We start from the raw sequence: 25,097 nt of genomic DNA, 5'->3' as shown, positions 1-25,097 counted from the left end.
GGGCAAACTCCGGTGGAAAAAGGGTTGAGAGGTCGCAGCGGGCGCCGCAATCCCCTTGCAGCGATTCGCGCGGCGTGGTTAGAAACGCCATGATTATTGCGTGCCCCGCGTGCAACACCCGCTATGCGGTCCCGGACAGTGCCATCGGTATCGATGGGCGATCGGTGCGATGCGCCAAATGCGGGCACAACTGGTTCCAGCACGGCCCGGAGGTGGTTGCGCCGCCCGAACCTGCGCCACCGCAGCCATCCGTTGCGGCTCCGGCATCGCCGTCGCCGCCGCCGCCCGCAGCTGCGCCTGCTCCAGCGCCCCCGCCTGCCCCGGCACCCCAGCTTGCCCCGGCACCCGCACCCGCGGCTGCCAACCCTGCAACTGCAACTGCACCTGCGCCTGCGCCTGCAGCGGAGCCCGAGCCGACCTTGCCGCCTTTGCCCCGGCCCGTGCCGCCGGCCAGCCGCCCGATCGTTGCGACCTATGCGGATGAATCGCTCGCCGATCGCCCGAGCAGCTTCAGCCACGAGCCGCCCTTCCGGCCTCGCCGCAACCCGGCGAAGCTGTGGATGCTGGGCGCAGTGGCGTTTGCGGTGATCGCATCGGGAACGGCCGCGGCGATCTATGCCTTCGGCCTGCCAGCTGCGCTGACCAGCTACAGCCTGCCGTTTGCCGAGGTCGAACCCGATCTGCAGATCGATTTTCCGCCCACCAAGCAGGAACGGCGGACCCTGCCCAATGGCACCGAATTCTTTTCCGCTTCGGGCACCATCCGCAATCTGAGCCAGACCGCGCAAGACGTGCCACCGATGCTGGTGGTGCTGCGCGATGCCCAGGACCGGGTGGTGTTCAACTGGATCATCAACCCGCCGGTCGAGACGCTGCAGCCAGGCCAGTCGGCGGATTTCCGCCAGGCGATGGTCGATGTGCCCCGCTCGGCCAGCTCGGCCGAGATCGCCTGGGCCAAGCGTCGCTGATTGCGGTGTGGCGCCGGTTGCGACCGGCATCGGGTCTGCCGGATAATCCGTGTTGCTATGCGCCAAGCGCTTTGCTAATGGCGCGGCCTGCCACGCGGGCAGGCGGGTCTCATCCCGCTCAAAAATCCCGTGAATTGCTGGACTGTGCGGTCATGGCGGAATTGGTAGACGCGCAACGTTGAGGTCGTTGTGGGCGAAAGCCCGTGGAAGTTCGAGTCTTCTTGACCGCACCAGTCACCCGCCCCGCCGGACCACCGGCGAGGGCTCCTTCGCAATCACCCCACCGGATCGAGCGTCTCGGCGATCTCCTTGGTCTTGCGCTCGGGCAGGGCGATCATCGCCAGGATGAACAGGGCAAAGCACAGGCAGATCGCGTTGGGGATGATCAGCGTCCATTCGGCCTGAAGCAGCCCGAATGTGGTCCATGACGCGAAGGCGAGGCAGGTCAGGGCGAACATGCCCAGCGACAGGCCCTCGGTCGATCGGCTGCGGATGATCTTCCACGCTTGCGGGGTAAAGCTTGCAACCGACGCCACAGCGCCAATCGTTCCCGCTATCGTGATCCAGTCCATCGTCATACCGGCCACTACGCGCCCGGGCGTGGCTGGTTTCGCAAAATAATCGCGCCGGCGTCGCCATTCGGCGCGGTCGCTGCGGAGCCTTTGCCGGGCGGTGCGCGTAATCGGCGCAGGATGGCGACCCGTCAGCCTGCATCAGGCGCATGACCGGCACGCTCGCTGGAGAAAGAATTCACACGGTGGCTCGCAAGAACAAGGCCGGCACGGACGAGGCTGGCAGCGATTCGGTGGCCGTTCCCGTGCCGGTGCCTGCACTCGCCGGCGGGCTGGTCTATACTCAGGATGACATGCCCGGAATCACCCGTGTCGGGCGCGGGCGCGGTTTCAGCTATCACAAACCCGATGGCAGCCTGATTCGCGACCGCAAGACGCTTGATCGCATCCGCGCGCTCGCCATCCCGCCTGCCTATCAGCAGGTGTGGATATGCCCGCGCGCCAATGGCCATGTGCAGGCGACCGGGCGCGATGCCAAGGGTCGCAAGCAATACCGCTATCATCCCGCCTTCCGCGCGGCGCAGGATCAGGCGAAATTCGCACGATTGGCGCAGTTCGGCGCCGCCCTGCCCGAGATGCGGGGGCGGATCGATGCCGATCTGCGCGCGCGCAGCACATCGCGGCGGTGCGTCATCGCCACCATCGTCCACCTGCTCGATTGCACCGCGATCCGCATCGGCAACGCGCCTTATGCCGAGCAGAACCGGTCCTACGGCCTCACCACGCTGCGTCGGCGGCATGTCTCGCTCGAATCCTCGACGATCCGATTCCGCTTTGCCGGCAAGGGCGGGCGCAAATGGGATGTGTCGCTGCGCAACCGCCGGGTCGCGCGGGTCATCCGCGGGCTGCAGGATCTGCCGGGACAGCAGCTGTTCCGCTATCTGGATGGCGACAGCCTGCGCGCGATCACCTCGGATGACATCAACAGCTATCTGCGGGAGATCGGCGGCGAGGACTTTTCGGCCAAGGATTTTCGCACATGGGCCGGGACGGTGACCGCGGTCGCGATGCTGGCGGAGTTGCACCAGCAGGACGAACCTCCCGCGCTCAAGGCGGCGATCAAGCAGGCGGTGCTCGCAGCCTCTCAGGCGCTGCAGAACACCCCCACCATCTGCCGTCAGTCCTATATCCATCCCGCGGTGCTCGATGCGTATAGCGCCGACCCTGCGCCGTTTGGCAAAATGGTCATTGATGATGCGGAAGTGGAGGTTCTCGCCCTGCTAAAGGCGGCAGAAAACCGCGGAAAATAGGGAACCAACCTGCGATCGGAGCGTGGTTAGGCGATACCCCCATCGCAGACCCTAGCCATCCGGGAGCTCCGAACGCGTGCATATCAGCCCTGCGCAGAATACCGTCCTTGATCCCCAGACCGATCCCGCGCCGCGCACCGCGCTGCTGCTCGACTTCGACGGCACGCTGGTCGACATCACCCGCACTCCCGATTCGGTCGACGTCAGCCGCGAGCTGGTGGCTGTGATCACCTCGGCGTCCGAGCGTCTGGCCGGACGCGTGGCGATCGTCAGCGGCCGGTCGATCGCGCAGCTCGAGGCGTTGTGGCCCGGATCGCTGCCCGACATGGTGATGGCCGGAAGCCACGGGCAGGAACTCAAGGTCGAAGGCACAGTCGACAGCCCGGTGCATACCGATGTGTTCGCGCGGCTCGCCGCAGCGGCAAGCGGGCACTTTGCCGATGATGGCGGGATCGTCATCGAGGAAAAGACGTTCGGGCTCGGCGTGCACTACCGCCTGGCGCCCGCACTGCGCGAGACCGTCCAGGCCTGGGTTGCCGCCATGGCCGATGCGCATGATCTGTTCGTCCAGCAGGGCGACATGGTGTTCGAGCTGCGCCCGCGCGGTGCCGACAAGGGCGATGCGGTGCGCGCGATCATGGCGCTGGACCGCTTCGAGGGCAGTCGTCCACTGTATATCGGCGATGACCTGACCGATATCCCCGCATTCCAGGCGGTGCAGGCGATGGGCGGGGCCGCGATCAGCGTGGGCCCGCGCACTGCCGATCATTCCGACGAGCAGCTGACCGACGTGCGCGCGGTGCTCACGCGCATCGGCGAGATCGGCGCATGAGCGTTGCTTCCGAAACCGCCCCCGTGCAGGCCGATGCGATGAACCTGTGGCCGATCGGCAATTGCGAGATCGCAGCCCTGGTTGATTCCAAGGCCTCGATCCGCTGGGGCTGCCTGCCGCGCTTCGATGGCGATCCGGTGTTCTGCTCGCTGCTCGAGCCCGAAGAGGATCATGGCTTCTGGGACGTGCTGCTCGAGGGCTGCACCCGGATCGAGCAGCATTACATGCGCAACACCCCGGTGCTGGTCACCCGGATGAGCTCGGACTGCGGCAACGTGATCGAGATCGTCGACTTCATGCCGCGCTTCCAGCGTCATGGCCGGATGTTCCGCCCGGTGGCGATCGCGCGCATCATCCGCGTGATCAGCGGGTCGCCGCGGATCACCGTGCGCCTGCGCCCCGCACACAGCTGGGGCGCAGGCAAGCCGGCACAAACATCGGGCTCCAATCACATACGCTATATCCTGGACGACCATACCCAGCGACTGACCTGTAACGCCCCATTGGGCTGGATCAGGAACGAGACGATGTTCAGGGTTGAAAGCGACCTGTTTTTCTACTTCGGCCCCGATGAGGGCTTCGATGCCGACCTTGCCGCCACAATGGAGGCAATGCTGGAGCAGACCGTGTCGACCTGGCAGCACTGGGTGCGCGGGCTGCATCTGCCGCTCGAGTGGCAGGAGGCGGTGATCCGCGCGGCGATCACGCTCAAACTGTGCCAGTATGAGCAGACCGGGGCGATCGTCGCGGCGCTGACGACGTCGCTGCCCGAGCATGCCGATTCGGGGCGCAACTGGGACTATCGCTTCTGCTGGATCCGCGATGCGTATTTCACCGTGCAGGCCTTGAACCGCTTGGGCGCGCTCGACGTACTCGAATCCTATCTGCATTATCTGCGCAACATCGTCGATGCGGCGCGCGGCGGGCATATCCAGCCGCTCTACGGCATCGGCGGCGAGGCGCAGATCCCCGAGAACATCATGCCGGCGCTGCGCGGCTATCAGGGCATGGGCCCGGTGCGCTGCGGCAACCAGGCCTATGAGCAGATTCAGCACGATGCCTATGGCCAGATCATTCTGTCGAGCGTGCAGGCGTTCTTCGACCAGAGGCTGCTTCGCCGCGCGACGGTGCAGGATTTCGAGGCTCTCGAAGCGGTAGGCCACCGTGCGTTCGATGTGTTCGATACCCCGGATGCGGGCCTGTGGGAGCTGCGCACGCGCAGCCATATCCACACCTATTCGGTCGCGATGTGCTGGGCGGCGTGCGACCGGCTGGCCAATGCCGCCAACGCCATCGGGCGCAGCGAGGCCTCTAAATTCTGGCAGGACCGCGCCGACCACATCCGCCAGCACATCGACGACCGGGCCTGGAGCGAGGATGGCGATCATTATTCGGCGGTGTTCGGCGAACGCACGCTCGATGCCAGCCTGTTGCAGCTGCTCGACCTCAAGTTCGTGCAGGCCGACGACCCGCGCTTCATCACCACCCTGGCAGCGATCGAGGCAGGGCTGCGGCGGGGCAGCCATATGCTGCGTTACGCCGAGGAAGACGATTTCGGCATGCCCGAAACCGCGTTCAACGTCTGCACCTTCTGGCTGATCGAGGCGCTGCATGCCACCGGACGCGACGCCGATGCGCGCGTGCTGTTCGAAGAGATGCTGAGCCGGCGCACCCCTGCCGGTCTGTTGTCCGAAGATATCGACCCCCGCACCGGCGCATTGTGGGGCAATTATCCTCAAACCTATTCGCTGGTTGGGCTGATCCAGTGCGCAGGCATGCTCTCCCGGCCTTGGAGCGACGCGCGATGAGCCGACTGATTGCCATTTCCAACCGGGTGCAGGCCGCTCAGGCGGGGGAAAGCTCGAACAGGGGTGGTCTTGCGGTCGCATTGTCAGCGGCATTGCGCGAAAGCAACGGCTTCTGGTTCGGCTGGTCGGGCGAGCAGACCGACGAGTTTACCGGGCATATCAGCTTCAAACGCGAAGACGGGGTGGCGACCGCGACGATCGATCTGGAAGCCCAGGATATCGACGAATACTACAACGGGTTCGCCAACCGCACCTTGTGGCCGCTGTTTCACTACCGGCTCGACCTGACCGAGATCGCACGCGATTTTGCCGGCGGCTATGCCCGCGTCAACGCACGCTTTGCCGATACGATCGCCCCGCTGATCGAGCTGGATGACCTGATCTGGGTGCACGACTACCATCTGATGCCGCTGGGCAAGGGCCTGCGCGATCGCGGTTTCGAAAACCGGCTGGGCTTCTTCCTCCACACGCCTTGGCCGCCCGCCAGCCTGATGGTATCGCTCCCCAATCACCGCGAGCTGGTCGCCAGCCTGCTGAGCTATGACGTCATCGGCTTCCACACCGACGAATGGCGCGCCTCGTTCATCGACTATATCGTTACCCATCTCGATGCGCGGATCGATGGCGATTACGCGCATTATGAGGGCCGGATGACCCGGCTGCTGATCTGCCCGATCGGGCTTGATACCACCGAGTTCACCAGCGCGCTCGACAGCCCTGCCGCGCGCCAGGCGCAGCAGCGCATGATCACCAGCGCGGCAGGGCGGCAGGTGATCGTCGGGGTCGACCGGCTCGATTACTCCAAAGGGCTGCAGGAACGGTTCCTGGCGTATGAGCAGTTGCTCGACACTCGGCCTGATCTTCGCGAGAAGGTGTTCATGCTGCAGATCGCGCCGCCGTCGCGCGGCGATGTCGCCAGCTACCAGCAGATCCGCGCCGATCTCAACAGCCTTTCCGGGCAGATCAACGGCGAGTTCGCCTCCATCGACTGGGTGCCGGTGCGTTATGTCAACAAGGGCTATGGCCGCGATGAGCTGTTCGGCATCTATCGCGCCTCACGGGTCGGCCTTGTCACGCCGTTGCGCGACGGGATGAACCTTGTCGCCAAGGAATATGTCGCGGCGCAGGACCCGGCCGATCCCGGCGTATTGGTGCTGTCGCGCTTTGCCGGAGCCTCGGTTCAGCTCGATGCGGCGGTGATCGTCAACCCGCACAGCAGCGAGGACATGGCCGATGGCATCGCGCGCGCGCTGACGATGCCGCTCGAGGAGCGCAAGGAGCGCCACGCAGCGATGCTCAAGTCCGTGGTGCAGCAGGACGTGCGCTGGTGGAGCGCCCGGTTCATCTCGGCGCTGGGGGAGCCCCGGCCGGAGGAAGACCGGCCAAAGCTCTCCCTGGCGTCGAGTAAGTCCTGACCGCGGTCAGGCGCTCTGCTGGGTCTTCTCGCTCAGCCGGCGCTCCCAGGCGAGGGCATGCCGGACGATGGTATCGAGATCGTCATGCTGCGGGGTCCAGCCGAAGGTCCCGCGGATCGCGGTGTTGTCGGCGGTCAGCGATGCAGGGTCGCCTGCCCGCCTGCCGGACAGCACGCGCTCGATCTTGAGATTGGTGACCCGGTCGACCGCGTCGAGCACCTCGAGCACCGAATAGCCATGGCCATAGCCGCAGTTGAGCGTGTGCGAGCGCCCAGGGTCGGCGATCAGCGCTTCGAGCGCGAGCACATGGGCATGCGCAAGGTCGCTGACATGGATGTAATCGCGCACCCCGGTGCCGTCGGGGGTGTCGAAATCCGTACCGAACACCGCGACGCTGTCGCGCTTGCCCAAAGCCGCCTCGACCGCAACCTTGATCAGATGCGTCGCGCCTGCGGTCGACTGACCGGTGCGCGCCTGCGGATCGGCGCCTGCGACATTGAAATAGCGCAGCGCGCAGTAATTGAAGTCATGCGCCGCAGCGACGTCGCGCAGCATCCACTCGGTCATCAGCTTGGATGTGCCATAGGGATTGATCGGGCGCTGCGGGTCGGTCTCCGCAATCGGGCCATCGGTATCCGGCGTGCCATAGGTCGCGGCGGTGGACGAGAAGATGAAGTGCTTCACGCTGCCTGCGACCGCCGATTCGATCAGCGCCCGGCTTTTGACCGTGTTGTTGCTGTAGTATTTCAGCGGGTCGCTGACCGATTCAGGGACCACCACCGAGCCTGCAAAATGCAGGATCGCGCCCACCTTCTGTTCGGCGACGATCCGCGCCAGCAGATCGCCATCAGCGATGTCGCCATCGTAGAAGGCAACGCCCTCGGGAACGGCCCAGCGGAAGCCGGTGACCAGATTGTCGATCACCGCGACCTTCCAGCCTGCATCCTTGAGCGCGAGCACGGCGTGGCTGCCGATATAGCCTGCCCCCCCGGTGACCAGCACGGTGTGGTTCTGCTTGAAACCCTGCAAATCGCTCATCGTCTGCCCCTCAGTGACCGGCCTGCTCGCCGCGTTCCAGTCCGGAAGCCGCCAACTGCTCGTCGATCTGCGCCATCAGCCGCTCGAGCCCTGCTTCATCGCGCGCTTCGGCGCGAGCGACGAGCACGTCCTGGGTGTTCGATGCGCGCAGCAGCCACCAGCCATCCTCGGTGTTGACGCGGGCGCCATCGGTGGCGTTGACGGTCGCGCCGCTCGCCGAAAGCCGCGCGAGCACCTCTTCAACCACCGCGAACTTGCGGGCCTCGTCGACCTGGAAGCGCATTTCGGGGGTGTTGATCATCGGCGCCATCTCGCCGCGCAGCTGGGTCACGGATTTGCCGAGCAGGGTCTGCGCCTCGATCAGCCGGACGGCGGCGTACAGCGCGTCGTCGAAACCGTAATACCGGTGCTTGAAGAACACATGGCCGCTCATCTCGCCTGCGAGGGGGCAACCGGTTTCCTTCATCTTGGACTTGATCAGGCTGTGCCCGGTCTTCCACATCAAGGGTTCGCCGCCCAGCTCGCTCACCCGGTCGAACAAGGCCTGGCTGGCCTTCACGTCGGCGATGATGGTGGCGCCCGGAAGGTCTTTCAGCACCACTTCGGCGTAAATGCTCAGCAGCTGATCGCCCCAGATCACGCGGCCCTGGCCGTCAATCGCGCCGATCCGGTCGCCATCGCCGTCGAAAGCCACTCCGAAATCGAGCTTCTTCTCGGCGACAAGCGCCTTGAGGTCCGCGAGGTTCTTCTCTTCGGTGGGGTCAGGATGATGATTGGGAAAGTTGCCGTCGACTTCGGTGAACAGCGTGAAGTGCTCGCCTGGGAGGCGCTTGACCAGCAGTTCCACCGCCGGGCCCGCAGCCCCGTTTCCGCAATCCCAGCCGACGCGCGCCGCCTTGCCGCCGAAGTCCTCGACCAGCCGGTCGACATAGCGCTCCAGAATATCCACCGAGCGCGAGGTGCCCGTGCCGGCATCCCAGTCGCCCGCCGCCGCCATCTCGCCAAGCTTGCGGATATCCGCACCGAAGAACGGACGGCCCTGAAAGACCATCTTGAAGCCGTTGTAATTGGCGGGGTTATGGCTGCCGGTTATCTGGATGCCGCCATCCGCCTCTTCTAGCACCGCTTCGGCGTAATAGAGCATCGGGGTCGGGCCCATGCCGACGCTGACCGCGTCGATACCGCTGTCGTTCAATCCCCTGATCAGCGCCGCCTCGAGCACCGGTGAGCTCACCCGGCCGTCATAGCCGACGACGACGCAGCTGCCGCCCGCACGCGCGATCAGCGTCGCGAAGCCGCGGCCGATGGCATAGGCATCCGCCTCGCCCAGCGTCTCGCCGATGATCCCGCGGATGTCATATTCGCGCAGGGTGGTGGAATGGAACTGGTGGGTCATGAAGGGGGGTCTTCCGGAAAGGTCAGGCATATCAGCCCTGTGACGTCATGGGGCGCGAACCGTGGGGGTTCACTACCGGCAAAAACCGGCAAACTCAATTGGCCTCGGCGCGCTCGGGCGCGGCGAACCAACGGGTGATGGCGTCGGCGATGCGGGCCGAACTCTTGCCGTCACCGAACGGGTTGTGCGCCTGCGCCATGGCGGCATAAGCGGCCGGATCGTCGAGCAACCGGGTCGCCTCGGCCACGATCGTCGCGCGGTCGGTGCCGACCAGTTTCGCGGTGCCTGCCGCGACGCCTTCGGGCCGCTCGGTGGTATCGCGCATCACCAGCACCGGCTTGCCCAGAGCAGGCGCCTCTTCCTGCACCCCGCCGCTGTCGGTCAGCATCAGATCGGCGACCTGCAGCAGCCGGGTGAAGTTGAGGTAATCGAGCGGCTCGAGCAACGCGACATTGTCGAGACCGCCCAGGATCGGCAGCATCGCCGCGCGCACCTGCGGGTTGAGATGTACCGGGAAGATGATCGCGACATTATCGCGCGCAGCCAGATCGCGGATGGCGTGGGCGATGTCGTCCATCCCGCTGCCGAAATTCTCGCGCCGGTGCGTGGTGACGCCGATGATGCGCTTGCCGGCAAAGCGTTGCTCGACTGGCGCGATCACGCCGGCGCGCGCAGGATCCTCGGCCAGCCGGGCAGTGACCCAGTGCAGCGCATCCACCACGGTATTGCCGGTGACCAGGATCTTGTCCTCGGCCACCGCCTCGCGGCGCAGCGCATTGGCCGCGGTTTCAGTCGGGGCAAAGTGCAGATCGGCAAAGCCGCCGATGATCTTGCGGTTCACCTCTTCGGGCCAGGGGTGATAGATGTTGCCGCTGCGCAGTCCCGCCTCGACATGCGCGACCGGGAGCTTGCGGTAATAGGCCGCGAGCGCGCCGCACATCGCGGTTGCGGTGTCGCCCTGGACGATCACCATATCGGGCTTTTCGGCATCGAGCACGCCGCCGATCCCGGTGAGCAGCCGCGCGCTGATCTCGTCGAGACTCTGGCCGGGCTGCATCAGCGCGAGGTCGTGATCGGGCACAAGCCCGGCGATCTCGAGCACCTGATCGAGCATCTCGCGGTGCTGGCCGGTGACCAGCACGATCGGCTCGAGTCCTTCCGTCTCGTGCAGCGCCGCGATCACCGGGAACAGTTTGATCGCTTCGGGACGGGTGCCGAAGATCACCATGATGCGCCGCGACGCAGTCCTGTGTTGTGCCATCTTCATCGCCCCCCCGTTGGCGCGCTGCTCAGCGCCCGACACTGACATAGGTGAAGCCCGCGGCCTTGATCTGCTCGGGCTTGTAGATGTTGCGCAGGTCGACCAGTGTGCTGCCGCGCATCGTCTTGAGCATGCGGGGCAGATCGAGCGCGCGGAAGACATCCCATTCGGTGACGATCACCGCGCAATCGGCCTGATCGAGCGCCTGATAGGTGCCCTTGGCCATGGTCACGCCGGGCATCAGCGCGGCCGCCGCTTCCATGCCTTCGGGATCGTAGGCGACAACCTCGGCGCCGGCATCGATCAGCCCCTGCGCGATCACGATCGCCGGCGCATCGCGCATGTCGTCGGTGTTGGGCTTGAAGGTCAGGCCCAGCATCGCGATCCGCTTGCCCTCGACATCGCCGCCCATCGCCGCGATCACCTTGCGCGCCATCGCGCGCTTGCGCAGGTCGTTGACGCGGACCACGGCCTCGACGATCTGCAGCGGCGCTTCATGGTCCTGCGCGGTCTTCATCAGCGCCAGCGTGTCCTTGGGGAAGCAGCTGCCGCCATAGCCGGGCCCGGCATGCAGGAACTTCGCCCCGATCCGGCCATCGAGCCCGATGCCGCGCGAGACGTCCTGGATGTTGGCATCGACCTTCTCGCACAGATCGGCCATCTCGTTGATGAAGGTGATCTTGGTCGCGAGGAACGCGTTGGCGGCGTATTTGATCACTTCCGAGGTCCGCCGCGAGGTGAACAGGATCGGCGATTCGTTGAGGTACAACGGCTGATAGATCTCGCGCATGTATTCGCGCGCCCATTCGACCTCGGTCCCCACGACGATCCGGTCGGGGCGCTTGAAGTCGCCGATCGCGGCGCCCTCGCGCAGGAATTCGGGGTTGGAGACGACTTCGAATTCGGCGTCGGGCGCAGCCTGGCGGATGATCTTCTCGACCTCGTCGCCGGTGCCCACGGGCACGGTCGACTTGGTGACGATGACGCAGCGCTTGCGGATCGATTCGGCGATCTCGCGCGCCGCATCGCGGACATAGCTCAGATCGGCAAAGCCGTCGCCGCGCCGCGAGGGGGTGCCCACCGCGATGAACACCGCATCGGCATCCGCAACGCTGGCCGGCAGATCGGTCGAGAAGGACAAGTGACCTGCGCGCACATTCTTGGCGACCAGCCCCTCGAGCCCCGGCTCGAAGATCGGCATGATGCCTGCCAGCAGCGATTCGATCTTGGCCGGGTCCTTGTCGACGCACACCACGTCATGGCCGAAATCGGCAAAGCAGGCGCCCGATACCAGGCCGACATAGCCCGAACCAATCATTGCAATCTTCATGTCAGGATAAGCTCCAGAGCGTCTTGGCCCCGTCTAGGGACCGCCATGGGGGGCGTCAAATATTCCACCATCCGGCGTTGGCCATGCGTGATAGCGGCAGAATGTTGCAATGATCTGAACAGCGCTGTCGCGACCACGCGGCGGCTACAGCGTCTTTTCGTAGATCAGATATTCGCGGTTGACCTTGCTGTCGATGGCATCGGCGATTGCCACCATCCCCTGGTTGTCGTCGAGCACCCAGCCCAGCTCGCCGCGGATCGCGCCATATCTGCCCACCGCCTCGATGCGGATCGTTTCGATCAGCATGAACGCCATCTGCGCGGCAAGGCGAGAGTTCTGGAGCTCGGTGCGCACCCCCATCAGCGGAACCCGCACGCTGGGCGAGCGGCAGTTGCGCAGCCACCACAGCAGCTTGGCCCAGCCGAAGGGCAGCAGCGATCCCTTGAGCGGCGCGGTCACCGCGTTGATATCGGGCAATGTCATCAGGAACGCGACCGGCTTGCCGTCATATTCCGCGATCATGATCAGGTCCTCGCGCACCAGTGGCCGCAGTTTCTTGCCGATATAGGCAACCTCGGCGTCGGTGATCGGCACAAAGCCCCAGTTGTTGCCCCAGGCTTCGTTGAGGATTTCCAGGATCGTTGCGGCCTCCTCGTCGAACCGGCTCTTGTCGACCTTGCGAATGTGGATGCGGTCGTTGCGATGCCCCGAGGCGACGATGCGCTGGATAAGCGGTGAGAACCCTTCGACGATCGGCAGTTCATAGGTCAGCAGCTTTTTGGCAGGCGTGTACCCTGCCGCCTCGATCCAGCCGCGATAGGCGCGGTTGTGGTGGCCCATCATCACCATCGGCGGCGTCTCGAAGCCCGAGGTCAGCAGCCCCGGCTCGTCCCAGATCGACAGGCTGAGCGGCCCCAGCGCGCGGGTCATGCCCTGATTGCGCAGCCATTGCTCGGCTGCGGCAAGCAGCGCGCGACCGACCTGTTCGTCCGCCGCCTCGAACATGCCGAAATTGCCGGTGCCCGGACCCATGCCTTGCTCAACCGGCTGGGCGAGCGCGAGATGATCGATATGCGCCGAAATTCGCCCGACCACCTTGCCGCCGCGCAAGGCGATCATCGGCTGCACCGTGGCATGGCCGTAGAACGGGTTCTTGGCCGGATTGAACATCTCGCGCACTTCGGTGCGCAGCGGCGGCACCCAATTGGGGTCCGAAGCGTTCAGCGTATAGGCAATTTCGATGAACGCCTTGAGGGCCGCCTTGTCATCGACCGGGCTGACCCTTATTTCACCTGGGTTCGTCAATGCCGTTTCCTTGTCCGGGCCGGGTCCTCTTGCGGGGCAGGCCGTGTTCGAAGCGTTCTTTGTCGCCCGGCTATGATCTGTGTCAAGGACATGCGGGCCAGATGTTGCCATGTTGCTGCCATGTTGATCTGGCTAAAGCAGGCACTCACAAGCAGGATGATTATGGCAAGCAGCTTTCCCTTGACCGGCGCGGACCCGTCAGCAGCGCGCGGCGCGACCAGCGCCCGGGTTGTCGGTCAGATTCCCGACGACATGAAGATGATCCGTGCGGCGGCATCGCTGACGCGCGATCTCAACGCTGCGCGTCCCGGCATCTATTGGGCCGACATGCTGGCATCGGTGACGGTCGGCTATGGCGCGCTGGCGGGCGCGATTCTGGCGCCCGGCGTCGGCCTTGCCGTGCTGTGTGGTGTTGTCGCGGTGCTCGCGCTCTACCGCGCAGGCAGCTTCATCCACGAACTGACGCATTTGCGGCCCGGCGCGGTGCCCGGTTTCAACGCAGGGTGGAACGCATTCGTCGGCATTCCGCTGCTGATCCCCAGCTTCATGTACGAAGGCGTGCACAATCTGCACCACCAGCGCACGCGCTATGGCACCGCCAAGGATCCCGAATATCTTCCGCTCGCGCTGATGAAGCCGTGGACGGTGCCGTTGTTCGTCGCGGTCGCGGCGTTGGGCCCGATTGGCCTGATCATCCGCTATGGCGTGCTGTCGCCGCTGTCGGCGCTGATCCCGCCGCTGCGCCGGATCGTCGTCGAGCGCTACTCGGGGCTGGTGATCAACCCTGCCTTCCGCCGCGTGATGCCCGAAGGCCCCGCGCGCCGCCATTGGCTGGTGCTCGAGGTGCTGGCGAGCGTCTGGGCTATGAGCCTGATCGCACTGGTCGCGACCGGAACGATTCCCTTGCGCGCCTTCCTGATCGGCCTTGCGGTCGCATCGGGCACGATGGTGCTCAACCAGATCCGCACCCTGGTCGCGCATCTGTGGGAGAACGAGGAGCAGGTGATGAGCGTCACCGCGCAGTATCTCGACAGCGTCAACGTGCCGCCGCCCGGGCTGCTGCCCGAACTGTGGGCGCCGGTGGGCCTGCGCTATCATGCGCTGCACCATCTGCTGCCCGGCGTGCCCTATCACGCGCTGCCCGAGGCGCACCGGCGGCTGTCGCGCGAACTCACCGGCGCCTCGACCTATGCGCTCGCGAACTATCGCAGCCTGTCGGGTCTGGTCGGGCGTCTGGTCCGCAGCACCTTTCGGACGAACAGTTCGCGGTAATTCACCGTCATTCCCGCGAAAGCGGGAATCCCGCGTCAGCGCGGCAGTGGCGCAGAAGCGGGACCCCCGCGTGCGCGGGAGTAACGGTTAATTTTTAACGTCAGCCACGCCTCGCTTGCGGGGTTTGCGCTTGCGGTCGACCATCACCGGAGCGACTGGATCGCCCAGTACGCTGAGCCCCTGGCCCAGGGCGACGCGCTCGTCGAACACGAAGCAGCCGCCGGAGAACAGCGATTCGTCGGCGGGCACGTCCTCGAGATATTTGAGAATGCCGCCCTTTAGTTGATAGACCGCGTCGAAGCCCTGCGCGCGGACATAGGCTGTCGCTTTCTCGCAGCGGATGCCACCGGTGCAGAACATCGCGATCTTCTTGCCCGACTCGCGCAAGCCCTCGGCCTGGTCATCGAACCAGGCGGGAAAGTCGCTGAACCGTTCGGTGCCCGGATCGATGGCGTGGGCAAAGCTGCCCTGCTCGACCTCGAAGCTGTTGCGGGTGTCGATGACCACCGTATCGGGGTCGCTGATCAGCGCGTTCCAGTCGGCAGGATCGACATACGCACCCTGGCCGTGCACCGGATCGATATCGGGCACCCCCATGGTCACGATCTCGCGCTTCAAGCGCACCTTCATCCGGCGGAACGGCGGGATCGGCGCGCCCGAATACTTGATCTCGATGTCCGCAAAGCCCGGCAGGCCGCGGATATGGCCGATCAGCGCGGCAACGCCATCGGCCGTTCCCGCCACCGTTCCGTTCACGCCCTCCTGCGCCAGCAGCAGCGTTCCGCACAGCCCATGCTCAGCGCACAGTGCCTCGATCGGCGCGCGGACGGCGGCAGGGTCCTCGATCCGCGCGAAATGATAGAGCGCGGCGACGGTGATCGGATAGGCGGGAGAGTCGGTCATGCTGCGCCCATAAGCTACGAGGCCGCCCGATGCCAATGGTCCTGCTTGCAAGACGCTTCGCACTGCGGCATGGCAATGCCATGGTTCACCTTTCGTTCGCCGGACAGGACTTCACGATCGTCGACCGTGCCGCGCTGTACTGGCCGGGCCAGCGGGCGCTGTTCGTCGCCGACCTGCATTTCGAAAAGGCGAGCTGGTACGCCGCCTCGGGCCAGATGCTGCCGCCCTATGACAGCGCGGCGACGCTCGACCGGCTGGAGGCGGCGATCGCGGCCTGCGGGGCGACGAGCCTGTGGTGTCTGGGCGACAACTTCCACGACAGCCGGGGGGCTCAGCGGCTCGATGCCAGGCTGGCAGAGCGGCTGGAGAGCCTGGCGCAACGGGTCGCGGTCCACTGGATCACCGGCAACCACGACAGCGCGCTCGATGCGGGCTTTGGCGGCCGTGTGGTCGACGAGGCGGAACTGGGCGGGCTGGCGCTGCGTCACCGCGCCGAATCGCATGCCAGCGTGCCCGAGCTTTCGGGGCATTTTCACCCCCGGCTGCGGGTGCGGCTGCGCGGGCGGATGGTGTCGCGGCCGTGCTTCGTGCGGTGTTCGCAGCGGTTGATCCTGCCGGCGTTCGGGTCGCTGACCGGTGGTATGGATGCGGGCGACCAGGCCATCTTGCGGGTGATGGGCGATGATCCGCAGGCGGTTGTCGCTACGGAAAGCAGGGCCCTTGCCTTCCACTTGCAGAAAACCGCAGATTTGCGCGCCTGAGGCGCCTTGGCACGGGTGTTGCGTTTTTGCGACATACGCCTGCATTTTTGCGTGAGGCCCGCGCAAACGCTGGAAGTCGCACCGATTTGGTTTAACGTAAGCGTCAAGGCGGCAACATGACCGCCTGCGAAGACCAATATCAGGAGAGAGATATGTCCATGCGTTTCGGCAAGACCAGCCGTGTATCCCTCATGCTTTCCGCCGGCCTCGTCGCCATGGCCAGTCCCGCCTTCGCTCAGGAAGCCGAAGCCGATGCGCAGGGTGTCCGCGAAGGCAACACCATCGTCGTCGTCGCCCAGGGCCGCGAACAATTGCTCTCCGACGTTCCCGTTGCCGTTTCCGCGGTGAACGCCGAAACGCTGGAAAACACCGGCGCCAACGACATCCGCCAGCTCAATCAGGTTGTCCCCTCGCTGCTCGTGTCCTCGACCGGCAACGAGGCCAACGGCTCTGCGCGTATCCGCGGCATCGGCACGGTCGGCGACAACCCCGGCCTCGAAAGCTCGGTCGCGGTGTTCATCGACGGGGTTTACCGCTCGCGTTCGGGCATCGGCCTCAACGAACTGGGCGAGATCGAGCGGGTGGAAGTGCTGCGCGGCCCGCAGGGGACGCTGTTCGGCCGCAACGCCTCGGCCGGTATCATCTCGATCTATTCCAAGCGGCCCGAGTTCGATTTCGGCGGCTTTGCCGAAGCGACATATGGCAACTATGACAACGTCCGCCTGCAGGCAGGGCTGACCGGCCCGATCACGCAGGACCTCGCCGCCCGCATCGATGGCGTGTTCGAACGGCGCGACGGCTTCCTGCAGGACGTCAACAACGATATCGATCTCAACAACCGCAACCGCTATTTCGTCAAGGGTCAGCTGCTGTGGGAGCCGACCGATGACGTGTCGTTCCGCTTCATCGCCGACTACACCAACCGCGACGAACGCTGCTGCGGTGCGGTCAATCTGGGCAACCGCTTCAACCCGCTGATCGGCAACCTCAACAATCCCTCGACGCCGCTGGCGCCGCTGCAGCCGAACGGCAACAACATCATCAACGTGCTGCGCGACTTGGGCCAGCCTCTGGTGTCGTTCAACGATCCGTTCAGCCGCAATGCCTTCGTCACCCCCGGGCGCAACTATAACGGCAGCACCAAGGATGGCGGCGTTTCGCTCGAGGTGAACTGGAATCTGGGCGGCGCCTCGCTGACCTCGATCACCGGCTATCGCGAATACAAGAACAGCCAGGCCGGCGACATCGACTACAGCTCGGTCGACATCCTCTACCGCGCCGATGACGAGGACGCGCAGTTCCGCCGGTTCAAGACCTTCACCCAGGAACTGCGGTTGCAGGGTGAGGCGTTCGGCGGCAAGCTCGACTGGCTGGTCGGCGGCTATTTCGCCAACGAAGATCTGACCGTGCGCGACAACCTGCGCTTCGGCAGCCAATATGGCCGGTTCGCCAGCTGCCGCCTGATTTCCGGTGGCGGTCTCGCACAGTTCTATTCGCCCGGATCGGCGGGCTGTCTCAGCCCGACCGGAAGGGCCGTGCTGAGCGGCGCGGTGCCAGGTGTCGCATCGCCCTTCGGCCCGGCGGGCCCGGCCATCGTGGCAGGCATCGACCGGCTTGATGCGATCAACGACCGCGGTTCGATCAGCGACCGCTATTTCCAGAACAGCCGCAACTTCGCGATCTTCACGCACAACATCGTGCACATCACCGACCGGCTCGATCTGACGCTGGGCCTGCGCTACACCAACGAGCGCAAGCGCTTCGACGCCACTTTCAGCAACGACAACATCGGCTGCGTGCAGAACCAGGCCGCGCTGACTCCCTTCCTCACCAACGCCGGATTGTCGCCGGTGGCCGGCGGCATCATCGGGCTGTCGTGCCAGGGCAATTCGACCGCGGAACTCAACGGCGTTTCGATCAACGATCGGCGCCGCGAGAGCGAGTTCACCGGAACCGTGGTGCTGTCGTGGAAGGCCACCGACGATCTGCTGTTCTACGGCAGTGCCTCGCGCGGCTATAAGGCGGGCGGCTTCAACCTCGACCGTTCGGCGCTGAAGGGCCCGATCGTCGCACCGCTGGGCGCGATCCCCACCACCACCTTCGCGGCGGTCGGCGGCGCGCAGGCGCTGGTCGGCAACCTGCAGTTCGATCAGGAAATCGTCGATGCGTTCGAACTGGGGGCGAAATACTCCACCGGACCGCTGACCCTCAACCTCGCGCTGTTCCGCCAGCAGTTCGAGAACTTCCAGCTCAACACCTTCAACGGAACGGTGTTCCTGGTGCAGACCGTCAACGGCTGCTCGACCGATCTGGGCGGCGGCGATCGGGACCTCAGCGCCACCACCGGCGCCTGCGCCCGCGACGATGTCAGCTATGGCGTGGTTGCGCAGGGTGTGGAACTCGAGGCTTCGGTCAATCCGGCGCGCAACTTCAACGTCAATGCCGGCATCACCTACGCCCAGACCAAGTATCGCAACAACCTGGTCGGCAACAAGTCGGGTGCACCGCTCGATCCGGCGCTGCGTCTGCTGCCCGGCGACAACCTGTCGAACGCACCTGAGATCACGGTTACCGGATCGATGGCGTGGACGCCGGATATCGGCGACAGCGGCCTGTCGGGTCTGGTCTATGTCGACACCCGCGTGACCGAAGGGTTCAACACCGGCTCCGATCTGTTCCCGCAAAAGGAACAGCCCAGCTTCGTGGTGGTCAACGCCCGCGTCGGCCTGCGCGGTCCCGATCAGAACTGGGCCGTCGAATTGTGGGCCCAGAACCTGTTCAATGAGGATTTCACCCAGGTGGCGTTCAACAGCCCGTTCCAGGCTGGTGGTGCGGGCGCCCCGTTCGTCGATCCGCAGTTCCCGGGCAACCGCCAGATCTTCTCGGCGTTCCTCGGCGAGCCGCGCACCTATGGCGTGACGCTGCGCAGCCGCTTCTGATCTGACAGCTGCGACCCACAAAAAAGGCCCCGTCTGCACGCAGCAGGCGGGGCCTTTTGTTATGGCAGGCGCGCCATGCTCAAGCCTCGTCGGAATCCTCTGACTCAACAGCTATGGCAACACGCGGCTTGCGCCCCTGCGCGATGACATACCATTCGCTGCTGGCCTTGCGGCTGGCAGGCGGCTTGGCGTGCTTGACCGTCTTGAAATGCTGCTTGAGCAAAGCGAGCAACTCGTTGTCGGTCCCGCCCGCCAGCACCTTGGCGACGAACGCGCCGCCCTCGACCAGATGATCGACCGCAAAATGCGCTGCCGCCTCGACCAGCCCCATGGTGCGCAGATGGTCGGTCTGCTTGTGGCCGACGGTGTTGGCCGCCATGTCCGACAGCACGAGGTCAGGCTGCGCCCCCAGCGCCTCGATCAGGGTGTCGGGGGCATGGTCGGCCATGAAATCCATCTCGAAGATGGTCACGCCCTCGATCGGGTCGACCGGAAGCAGATCGATACCCACCACCGCCGCCTTGGGGTTGATCCGTCGGATCAGCTGCGCCCAGCCGCCCGGCGCGATCCCCAAATCGATAATGTGCCGCGCCTTGCGCACCAGCGCAAATTTCTCGTCGAGCTCGACCAATTTGTAGGCGGCGCGGCTGCGATAGCCGTCGGCCTTGGCCTTGCGCACATACGGGTCGTTGAGCTGGCGCGAGAGCCAGCGATTGGATGACGCGGTGCGGCCCTTGGCGGTCTTCACCCGCTGGTGCAGCGCATCGCCATAGCGCCCGGTGGGCTTGCGCGCGCTGGATCCGGGGACCTTCTTGCCGCCCCCGGCATCCTTTCCGCTTCCGTTTTTTCCGCCGTCCTTGCCGTCGTTTCCGCTGCTCATGCCTTGTGTCCGTTCTGCGCCGGTGTTGCCGGGGTGGACGCTGCCGGAGCGTCGCGCCCCATCAGCGCGCGCAAGATGCCCTCGCGGATGCCGCGATCGGCCACGCCCAGCCGCACCGCGGGCCAGATATCGAGAATCGATTCGAGAATGGCGCACCCCGCCACCACCAGATCGGCGCGTTCCTTGCCGATGCAGGGCAGCTCGCGCCGCTCGTTCAGGCTGAGACCCGCAAGCCGGGTGCTGATCGCGCGCATCGATTCGGACGGGACGATCAACCCGTCGATCGCATCGCGGTTATAGCAGGGCAGGTCGAGATGCAGGCTCGCCAGCGTGGTCACCGTGCCGCTGGTGCCCAGCAACCGCCGATCCTCATTGGCCATCACCGGCAGGCGCTTGGCGAACGCCGCAAAGCCCTCCATCACCCGGTCGCGCATGCGCTGATAGGCCGCATCGCGCGCCTGCGGGTCCTCGGGGTCGAACGATTCGCTTTCGGTCAGCGTGACCACGCCCCAGGGCACGCTCATCCAGTCGAGGATGTCGGGCACGGGCCCTGAGCTGTCGACCAGCACCAGTTCGGTCGATCCGCCGCCGATGTCGAAGATCAGCGCCGGGCCGTCGCCGGGCTCCAGCAGGATGTGGCAGCCCAGCACCGCCAGCCGCGCCTCTTCCTCGGCGGTGATGATGTCGAGCACGATCCCCGTCTCGCGGCGCACGCGTTCGATGAAATCGGGGCCGTTGGCGGCCTTGCGGCACGCTTCGGTCGCCACCGAGCGCGCCAGCGCGACGTGGCGGCGGCGCAATTTGTCGGCACAGATCGACAGCGCGGCCACCGCGCGGTCCATCGCGGCGTCGCTCAGCCGTCCCGACTGGCCCAGGCCTTCGCCCAGCCGCACCACGCGCGAGAACGCATCGACGACGACGAATCCGTCGGCCGCGGGCTTGGCGATCAGCAGCCTGCAGTTGTTGGTGCCCAGATCGATCGCGGCATAGGCGCGCCGCGCATTCCAGTTGGTGCGGTCCGCCATGCGGCCGCGCGAGCTGTTGCCCTGGCCGGGACCGGCCTGTTTCGTGCTGCGTTGTCTTGCCGCATTCCGGCCATTGATGGCCGGTTTCGCCAGTTGCCCCGAGCTGGACTCTGGATCGGCAGAGTCCGGCGCCATCGGTTCAGCCTGCGGCAACGGTGTCGATCGCTCCACCATGCCAAGTTGCTCTTTTTTCTCATCCGGTCCTGCCCGCGCGGCCAATATGCCCGCGCATCGCCGGTACTTGGGCGCAAGGCTAGCCAATCTGGCGCTTCAGCGCAAGCATGCCGCCGTTTGTCCGCCTTTTTGGGTCTTGACCCGTTTTCGTGAGCGGCTTAATGGGGCCGCTCCATTGCCCCTTCGTCTAATGGTAAGACCACGGACTCTGACTCCGTTAATCAAGGTTCGAATCCTTGGGGGGCATCCACTTTCCGCCACTGATATGACTGCCGACCGGTTCGCCGGGGGTATCCGCGCGCCGGCGAAGGCCGCGAATCAGAACAGCCCGGCGGTATATGCGGTGTAGGCGCCATACGACGCCACCAGCGCAAAGCCTTCGCGCCGACTCAGCCGTCCGCCCGACAGCGCGAAGATCATCATCAGCAGCGATGCGGCGATCAGCAGCCACAGGTCGAACGCCAGGATGCTGGCAGGGATTTCGGTGGGAGACACCGCGCCGGTGATCCCTCCGATGAACAGGATGTTGTAGATGTTGGAACCCAGTACGTTGCCCAAAGCGATATCACCCTGACGGCGGTAGGCTGCGACGGCAGAGGTGACCAGTTCGGGAAACGAGGTGCCCACCGCCACGATGGTGAGGCCGATGACCGCATCGCTGACACCCAGCACTTCCGCGATCGTGATCGCGGCATCGACCAGCACCATGCCTCCGCCGACGATCAGCGCCAGCCCGACGGCAAACAGCGCGATGGCGACAGCCAGGCTACCGGTTGGCTTGGAATGCGGGATCATCCCCGGGTCGACGCCTTCCATCGCCACCGCGCGATCATAGGCCGCGCCATGGCCAGTTTCCTGCCGCTCCTGGCGATAGGCATTATAGATATAGGCTATCATGGCGACCAGAAAGGCGATCCCGACCGGGCGCGAAAGCCCGACGGTCAGGCCCGCTGCCAGCAGCAGGACCACCGCCACCACGCCGACCCCGCCATCGCGCCACAAAGTGGGCCGTTCCACCGCGATCGGTGCGACCAGCGCTGCTGCGCCCAGGATCAGCAGCGTGTTGGCAAGGTTCGATCCCACGATGTTGCCGATGGCGATTCCCGGCGATCCGGCCAGGCTGGCCTGCAGGCTTGCGGCCAGTTCGGGCATCGAGGTGCCCATCCCCACCACGGTGAGGCCGATCAGCATCGGCGACAGTTTGAGCCGTTCGGCGATGCGGACCGCGCCGCGCACCAGCAGGTCACCCCCCGCCACGAGCAGAATCAGTCCCAGGCCCAGGGCCAGCGCGTTGGTCAGCATGAAAAAACGAACTCCGGGCCGCAGACTAAGCACAACAGCTTATGGAGACGGTAAAGGCATGTCACCGGAAAAGGTTGCACGCCTGCGCTGCTATCGCGCGTCAGCTTCCCCTGGAACGCGCTTGCAATTGCGCCAGCGCAGGATTGGCCGCGACCTCTTGTGCGACGTAGAGCGCGGCGGCTTCGGCCTGCTTGCGGCCCAGGTGCCAATCGAGGATCTGCATGCCCTGGACGATCGGCGGGCTGAGCAGGATGTCGTCCTCGCGCAGCATCGAGCGCGAGGCGATGCGGCTGGCGACCACCATCGAGCGCTGCATGATCTCGACGATCGAAGGAAAATCGCTGTCCGACTTGCGGCGCAGCAGCAAATCGCGAATCAGCTGCCCCCGACGCCGCAACGACCGATAGGCCGCCTTGATCCGCCAGGTCTGCCCTGCCTCGCCCAGAGTGACGACGATGTTGGGGCCGGACTTGAGCGCGCGCATCGTCACCACGGGCACATTGTCGAGCACCCCGCCATCGACCAGGATGTTGCCGTCGTCATCGATGAACGGCGGCAGGATCGTCGGCAGCGACCCCGAGGCGCGTACCGCGTGCCACAGCGGGCCGCGGCGGTGGACGTGAAGATCGTTGGTCGACAAATTTGTCGAGATCGCGAAGAAATTGAGCGGCTGGTCGGCGATGTCGGCCGCGCCATAGTGGGCCTCGAGCTCGGTATCGAACACCGCCGGGTCGAGCAGCGAGTGGATCGGTACGGTGAACCGCCGCATCGCCTTGGCGTCGATGAACATCGCCTCCATCTGGTCGAGCGTCTGCGGCACATTGAGACCCTGCGCGATGGCCGCCCCCATCGCCGCGCCCGCGCTGGTGCCGCCGATCAGGTCGATCGGCACGCCCGCGTCCTGCAGCCCGCGCACGATGCCCAGATGCGCGCAGCCCAGCGCGCCGCCGCCTGCCAGCACCAGCCCCACCGCGCGCCCGGTGAGGAAGCGCGCGACACGCTCGAAATCGGCGTCGGAATCGCGCGCGACATGGTGGTGCAAATGCGGATCGCGCCCTGCGAGCCAGGCTGGGGTCCCGGCGATCGGCTGGTTGGCGCGGTCGCGGACCACCAGCAGCGTGCGGTTGGGTGGCTCGATCGCGGCGCATCCGGCCAATTCGAGCGGACCGAGCGCCGGGCTCGCGCCGGCCTGCGCGACCATCAGCAGGCCATCGGCGTTGCGGCACACCAGAGCGCCCCAGTCGGCATCGCCGCTGGCATCGATCAGCAGATAGCCGCGGCGCGATTCCTGCTCGCGCAGCCACGCCTGATACGCGCTGGCCGGGCCCGGCGGAACATCGCTTTCGCGCACCAGAATCACCTGGCGGTCATCGGGAATGGTCCGGCGGATCGTATCGGTCAACCGGACGAGCAGCGCCGGATCGATCCGGCTGCCGCCGCAGGGCACCACTGCGATGACGCGCGGCAACCGCGCTTCCATCGGCGGGGTCTTGGCGGTCACCGCGGCCAGCCTTTGAGTCACCGCGGTCAGGATCGCCGGGACCAGCTGCGGATAGGCGGTGACCACGGCATCATAGCAATCGCGGTCGAGCGCCATCACCACGCTGTCGCGGCTGGCCTGCAATGTCGCGGTGCGCGTGCCCCCGCCGAAGAACGCCAGTTCACCCACGGGCTCGCCCGCCTCGATCTGCGCCACCGCCTTGCTGCCCAGCGGCGTTTCGATCAGCACCCTGAGGCGCCCGGTTTCCAGAAAGTAAAGCGTGTCGGCGGCATCGCCCTGTTTCACCAGAGTGGCACCGGCGGGGACTTCGACCCGGTGGGCGCGCTCGCTTAGCGCGTCGATGGCGGCCTGATCGACATCGGCGAACAGTCCCGACTGCATCCAGTCGCGCAGCGATCCATCCGCATCGTGTTCAGCCGGCTGCCCCATGGCCATTCTGTCGCTCCGTCGGCCCTGCCCCGGATTGACCGGGCAGGCTTGCGCGCGGGATGGCGCGTGTTCCGAAGGTCTAGCGCAGCGTTTGAAAAAACAGAAGCCCGTCGACGGGGCCGCCCGGCTTTGCGACCAGCCGAGCAACCCTTTGCCGGTTCATCCCTTGGTGGGGGGCTGGCCGGGCCACCCCCAAACCGCCTCTCGGCCCGGTCAGCAGCCTCGATAGCGACACCACGGCAAGCCGGAAGGAATCGAGCGGGGCACGAGGCAGACAGGCAGAAGGAGCATTTCTTATGAACATGCAAGCATCCACACTCGCAAGCGGCCATGATACCATTTCGAGCGATCAGGTCGACGGTACCGCAGTCTATGGCAGCGACCGTGAAAAGATCGGATCGGTCACCAACATGCTGATCGGCAAGCGCGAAGGCAAGGTGACTGACGTCATCGTGTCGGTCGGCGGATTTCTCGGCATCGGCAGCGAGCTGCACAGCCTTCCGTGGTCGAAGTTCAGCTATGACACCGAACTTGGCGGCTATCTCGTCAACGTCACCGCAGACCAGCTCAAGGACGCGCCGAGCTTCTCGGATTCGGACCGCGATCGCGCGATGAACCGCGATTACCAGTCGAGCGTCTATGACTACTGGGCGGTCAAGCCCTACTGGTGATCGTCTGATCCCCGATTAGCAGCTTAATTCCGGGCCGGGGAGCGCAAGCTTTCCGGCCCGGTGTG

20 protein-coding genes and 2 tRNA genes are annotated in these 25,097 nt (G+C 65.5%); 11 read left to right on the top strand and 11 right to left on the bottom strand.

Annotated elements, in window-relative coordinates; translation table 11 throughout:
• Positions 1 to 89: 89 nt before the first annotated feature.
• Entirely contained in the window at positions 90 to 968 is an 879-nt protein-coding gene (locus tag QUV11_RS05530) for an MJ0042-type zinc finger domain-containing protein (RefSeq protein WP_300880973.1), read from the top strand.
• 146 nt (positions 969 to 1,114) lie between these two features.
• Positions 1,115 to 1,201: transfer RNA gene (locus tag QUV11_RS05525), tRNA-Leu, on the top strand.
• A 42-nt stretch (positions 1,202 to 1,243) separates the two neighbouring features.
• On the opposite strand, the gene QUV11_RS05520 is transcribed toward QUV11_RS05525, so the two are convergent.
• Positions 1,244 to 1,546 carry a SemiSWEET family transporter gene (locus tag QUV11_RS05520; protein WP_300881006.1) on the bottom strand — a complete coding sequence of 101 codons (303 nt, stop codon included), beginning with the start codon at positions 1,544 to 1,546 and terminating at the stop codon, positions 1,244 to 1,246.
• A gap of 179 nt (positions 1,547 to 1,725) precedes the next feature.
• Between QUV11_RS05520 and QUV11_RS05515 the strand changes: the two genes are divergently transcribed.
• The 4 genes from QUV11_RS05515 to QUV11_RS05500 all read left to right on the top strand — a co-directional run bounded on the left by QUV11_RS05515 (position 1,726) and on the right by QUV11_RS05500 (position 6,845).
• Positions 1,726 to 2,790, top strand: a complete 1,065-nt coding sequence (locus QUV11_RS05515; protein WP_300880972.1) for a DNA topoisomerase IB — start codon at positions 1,726 to 1,728, stop codon at positions 2,788 to 2,790.
• 76 nt (positions 2,791 to 2,866) lie between these two features.
• Positions 2,867 to 3,622 carry a trehalose-phosphatase gene (gene otsB / locus QUV11_RS05510; protein WP_300880971.1) on the top strand — a complete coding sequence of 252 codons (756 nt, stop codon included), beginning with the start codon at positions 2,867 to 2,869 and terminating at the stop codon, positions 3,620 to 3,622.
• On the top strand, positions 3,619 to 5,430 hold the full coding sequence (locus QUV11_RS05505; protein ID WP_300880970.1) for a glycoside hydrolase family 15 protein: 1,812 nt from the start codon (positions 3,619 to 3,621) through the stop codon (positions 5,428 to 5,430). The genes otsB and QUV11_RS05505 overlap by 4 nt, the downstream gene beginning before the upstream one ends.
• Positions 5,427 to 6,845 carry a trehalose-6-phosphate synthase gene (locus QUV11_RS05500; RefSeq protein ID WP_300880969.1) on the top strand — a complete coding sequence of 473 codons (1,419 nt, stop codon included), beginning with the start codon at positions 5,427 to 5,429 and terminating at the stop codon, positions 6,843 to 6,845. Before QUV11_RS05505 ends, QUV11_RS05500 begins: the two co-directional genes overlap by 4 nt.
• 6 nt (positions 6,846 to 6,851) lie before the next feature.
• Here the strand turns inward: QUV11_RS05500 and galE are convergent, their stop codons facing one another.
• The 5 genes from galE to QUV11_RS05475 all read right to left on the bottom strand — a co-directional run bounded on the left by galE (position 6,852) and on the right by QUV11_RS05475 (position 13,175).
• Positions 6,852 to 7,883 carry a UDP-glucose 4-epimerase GalE gene (gene galE / locus QUV11_RS05495; protein ID WP_300880968.1) on the bottom strand — a complete coding sequence of 344 codons (1,032 nt, stop codon included), beginning with the start codon at positions 7,881 to 7,883 and terminating at the stop codon, positions 6,852 to 6,854.
• A 10-nt stretch (positions 7,884 to 7,893) separates the two neighbouring features.
• Positions 7,894 to 9,279 carry a phosphoglucomutase/phosphomannomutase PgmG gene (gene pgmG, locus QUV11_RS05490; protein ID WP_300880967.1) on the bottom strand — a complete coding sequence of 462 codons (1,386 nt, stop codon included), beginning with the start codon at positions 9,277 to 9,279 and terminating at the stop codon, positions 7,894 to 7,896.
• Between the two features lie 94 nt (positions 9,280 to 9,373).
• Positions 9,374 to 10,546 (bottom strand): non-hydrolyzing UDP-N-acetylglucosamine 2-epimerase, encoded by a 1,173-nt coding sequence (gene wecB, locus QUV11_RS05485; protein ID WP_300880966.1) that lies wholly within the window; start codon positions 10,544 to 10,546, stop codon positions 9,374 to 9,376.
• A gap of 22 nt (positions 10,547 to 10,568) precedes the next feature.
• Complete coding sequence (locus tag QUV11_RS05480) at positions 10,569 to 11,870, bottom strand: UDP-glucose/GDP-mannose dehydrogenase family protein (RefSeq protein ID WP_300880965.1); 1,302 nt, start codon at positions 11,868 to 11,870, stop codon at positions 10,569 to 10,571.
• Between the two features lie 144 nt (positions 11,871 to 12,014).
• The gene (locus QUV11_RS05475; RefSeq protein ID WP_300880964.1) at positions 12,015 to 13,175 is read right to left on the bottom strand and encodes an N-acetyltransferase; all 1,161 of its coding nucleotides are present in this window, start codon (positions 13,173 to 13,175) and stop codon (positions 12,015 to 12,017) included.
• Positions 13,176 to 13,337: 162 nt separating this feature from the next.
• Here QUV11_RS05475 and QUV11_RS05470 point away from each other — a divergent pair, with 162 nt between their 5' ends.
• Positions 13,338 to 14,447 (top strand): fatty acid desaturase, encoded by a 1,110-nt coding sequence (locus QUV11_RS05470; RefSeq protein WP_300880963.1) that lies wholly within the window; start codon positions 13,338 to 13,340, stop codon positions 14,445 to 14,447.
• An 87-nt stretch (positions 14,448 to 14,534) separates the two neighbouring features.
• Here the strand turns inward: QUV11_RS05470 and QUV11_RS05465 are convergent, their stop codons facing one another.
• On the bottom strand, positions 14,535 to 15,350 hold the full coding sequence (locus tag QUV11_RS05465; RefSeq protein ID WP_300880962.1) for a rhodanese-related sulfurtransferase: 816 nt from the start codon (positions 15,348 to 15,350) through the stop codon (positions 14,535 to 14,537).
• 80 nt (positions 15,351 to 15,430) lie between these two features.
• Between QUV11_RS05465 and pdeM the strand changes: the two genes are divergently transcribed.
• Together pdeM and QUV11_RS05455 are read left to right on the top strand one after the other, a co-directional pair.
• Positions 15,431 to 16,111, top strand: coding sequence for a ligase-associated DNA damage response endonuclease PdeM (gene pdeM, locus QUV11_RS05460; RefSeq protein WP_300880961.1), 681 nt, complete (start codon positions 15,431 to 15,433; stop codon positions 16,109 to 16,111).
• Between the two features lie 152 nt (positions 16,112 to 16,263).
• The gene (locus QUV11_RS05455; protein WP_300880960.1) at positions 16,264 to 19,050 is read left to right on the top strand and encodes a TonB-dependent receptor; all 2,787 of its coding nucleotides are present in this window, start codon (positions 16,264 to 16,266) and stop codon (positions 19,048 to 19,050) included.
• A 79-nt stretch (positions 19,051 to 19,129) separates the two neighbouring features.
• Here the strand turns inward: QUV11_RS05455 and QUV11_RS05450 are convergent, their stop codons facing one another.
• Both QUV11_RS05450 and QUV11_RS05445 read right to left on the bottom strand, forming a co-directional pair.
• Positions 19,130 to 19,930 carry an RlmE family RNA methyltransferase gene (locus QUV11_RS05450; protein ID WP_300880959.1) on the bottom strand — a complete coding sequence of 267 codons (801 nt, stop codon included), beginning with the start codon at positions 19,928 to 19,930 and terminating at the stop codon, positions 19,130 to 19,132.
• Positions 19,927 to 20,955 (bottom strand): Ppx/GppA phosphatase family protein, encoded by a 1,029-nt coding sequence (locus tag QUV11_RS05445; protein ID WP_300880958.1) that lies wholly within the window; start codon positions 20,953 to 20,955, stop codon positions 19,927 to 19,929. The genes QUV11_RS05450 and QUV11_RS05445 overlap by 4 nt, the downstream gene beginning before the upstream one ends.
• Positions 20,956 to 21,305: 350 nt before the next feature.
• Between QUV11_RS05445 and QUV11_RS05440 the strand changes: the two genes are divergently transcribed.
• Positions 21,306 to 21,379 (top strand) — tRNA-Gln (locus tag QUV11_RS05440).
• A 68-nt stretch (positions 21,380 to 21,447) separates the two neighbouring features.
• Here QUV11_RS05440 and QUV11_RS05435 read toward each other — a convergent pair.
• Positions 21,448 to 22,431 (bottom strand): calcium/sodium antiporter, encoded by a 984-nt coding sequence (locus tag QUV11_RS05435; RefSeq protein WP_300880957.1) that lies wholly within the window; start codon positions 22,429 to 22,431, stop codon positions 21,448 to 21,450.
• A gap of 100 nt (positions 22,432 to 22,531) precedes the next feature.
• Complete coding sequence (locus QUV11_RS05430; protein WP_300880956.1) at positions 22,532 to 24,367, bottom strand: cyclic nucleotide-binding and patatin-like phospholipase domain-containing protein; 1,836 nt, start codon at positions 24,365 to 24,367, stop codon at positions 22,532 to 22,534.
• A 290-nt stretch (positions 24,368 to 24,657) separates the two neighbouring features.
• Between QUV11_RS05430 and QUV11_RS05425 the strand changes: the two genes are divergently transcribed.
• Positions 24,658 to 25,032 carry a PRC-barrel domain-containing protein gene (locus QUV11_RS05425; protein ID WP_300880955.1) on the top strand — a complete coding sequence of 125 codons (375 nt, stop codon included), beginning with the start codon at positions 24,658 to 24,660 and terminating at the stop codon, positions 25,030 to 25,032.
• Positions 25,033 to 25,097 lie beyond the last annotated feature (65 nt).

The sequence above is a fragment of the Blastomonas sp. genome (assembly GCF_030373265.1).
Taxonomy (GTDB): Bacteria; Pseudomonadota; Alphaproteobacteria; order Sphingomonadales; family Sphingomonadaceae; genus Blastomonas.
The sequence above is the reverse complement of the archived record's forward strand: the minus strand, read 5'-3'. Positions and strand labels throughout refer to the sequence as shown.

What these genes read in the sequence shown, in the direction of transcription:
- pdeM (WP_300880961.1), top strand. Translation starts at nt 15,431, where the DNA reads ATGGTTCACCTTTCGTTCGCCGGACAGGACTTCACGATCGTCGACCGT.
- QUV11_RS05500 (WP_300880969.1), top strand. Translation starts at nt 5,427, where the DNA reads ATGAGCCGACTGATTGCCATTTCCAACCGGGTGCAGGCCGCTCAGGCG.
- QUV11_RS05530 (WP_300880973.1), top strand. Translation starts at nt 90, where the DNA reads ATGATTATTGCGTGCCCCGCGTGCAACACCCGCTATGCGGTCCCGGAC.
- QUV11_RS05450 (WP_300880959.1), bottom strand. Translation starts at nt 19,930, where the DNA reads ATGAGCAGCGGAAACGACGGCAAGGACGGCGGAAAAAACGGAAGCGGA.
- QUV11_RS05435 (WP_300880957.1), bottom strand. Translation starts at nt 22,431, where the DNA reads ATGCTGACCAACGCGCTGGCCCTGGGCCTGGGACTGATTCTGCTCGTG.
- QUV11_RS05445 (WP_300880958.1), bottom strand. Translation starts at nt 20,955, where the DNA reads ATGGCGGACCGCACCAACTGGAATGCGCGGCGCGCCTATGCCGCGATC.
- QUV11_RS05465 (WP_300880962.1), bottom strand. Translation starts at nt 15,350, where the DNA reads ATGACCGACTCTCCCGCCTATCCGATCACCGTCGCCGCGCTCTATCAT.
- QUV11_RS05520 (WP_300881006.1), bottom strand. Translation starts at nt 1,546, where the DNA reads ATGACGATGGACTGGATCACGATAGCGGGAACGATTGGCGCTGTGGCG.
- QUV11_RS05425 (WP_300880955.1), top strand. Translation starts at nt 24,658, where the DNA reads ATGAACATGCAAGCATCCACACTCGCAAGCGGCCATGATACCATTTCG.
- QUV11_RS05505 (WP_300880970.1), top strand. Translation starts at nt 3,619, where the DNA reads ATGAGCGTTGCTTCCGAAACCGCCCCCGTGCAGGCCGATGCGATGAAC.
- pgmG (WP_300880967.1), bottom strand. Translation starts at nt 9,279, where the DNA reads ATGACCCACCAGTTCCATTCCACCACCCTGCGCGAATATGACATCCGC.
- QUV11_RS05430 (WP_300880956.1), bottom strand. Translation starts at nt 24,367, where the DNA reads ATGGCCATGGGGCAGCCGGCTGAACACGATGCGGATGGATCGCTGCGC.
- QUV11_RS05470 (WP_300880963.1), top strand. Translation starts at nt 13,338, where the DNA reads ATGGCAAGCAGCTTTCCCTTGACCGGCGCGGACCCGTCAGCAGCGCGC.
- wecB (WP_300880966.1), bottom strand. Translation starts at nt 10,546, where the DNA reads ATGAAGATGGCACAACACAGGACTGCGTCGCGGCGCATCATGGTGATC.
- galE (WP_300880968.1), bottom strand. Translation starts at nt 7,883, where the DNA reads ATGAGCGATTTGCAGGGTTTCAAGCAGAACCACACCGTGCTGGTCACC.
- QUV11_RS05480 (WP_300880965.1), bottom strand. Translation starts at nt 11,870, where the DNA reads ATGAAGATTGCAATGATTGGTTCGGGCTATGTCGGCCTGGTATCGGGC.
- QUV11_RS05455 (WP_300880960.1), top strand. Translation starts at nt 16,264, where the DNA reads ATGTCCATGCGTTTCGGCAAGACCAGCCGTGTATCCCTCATGCTTTCC.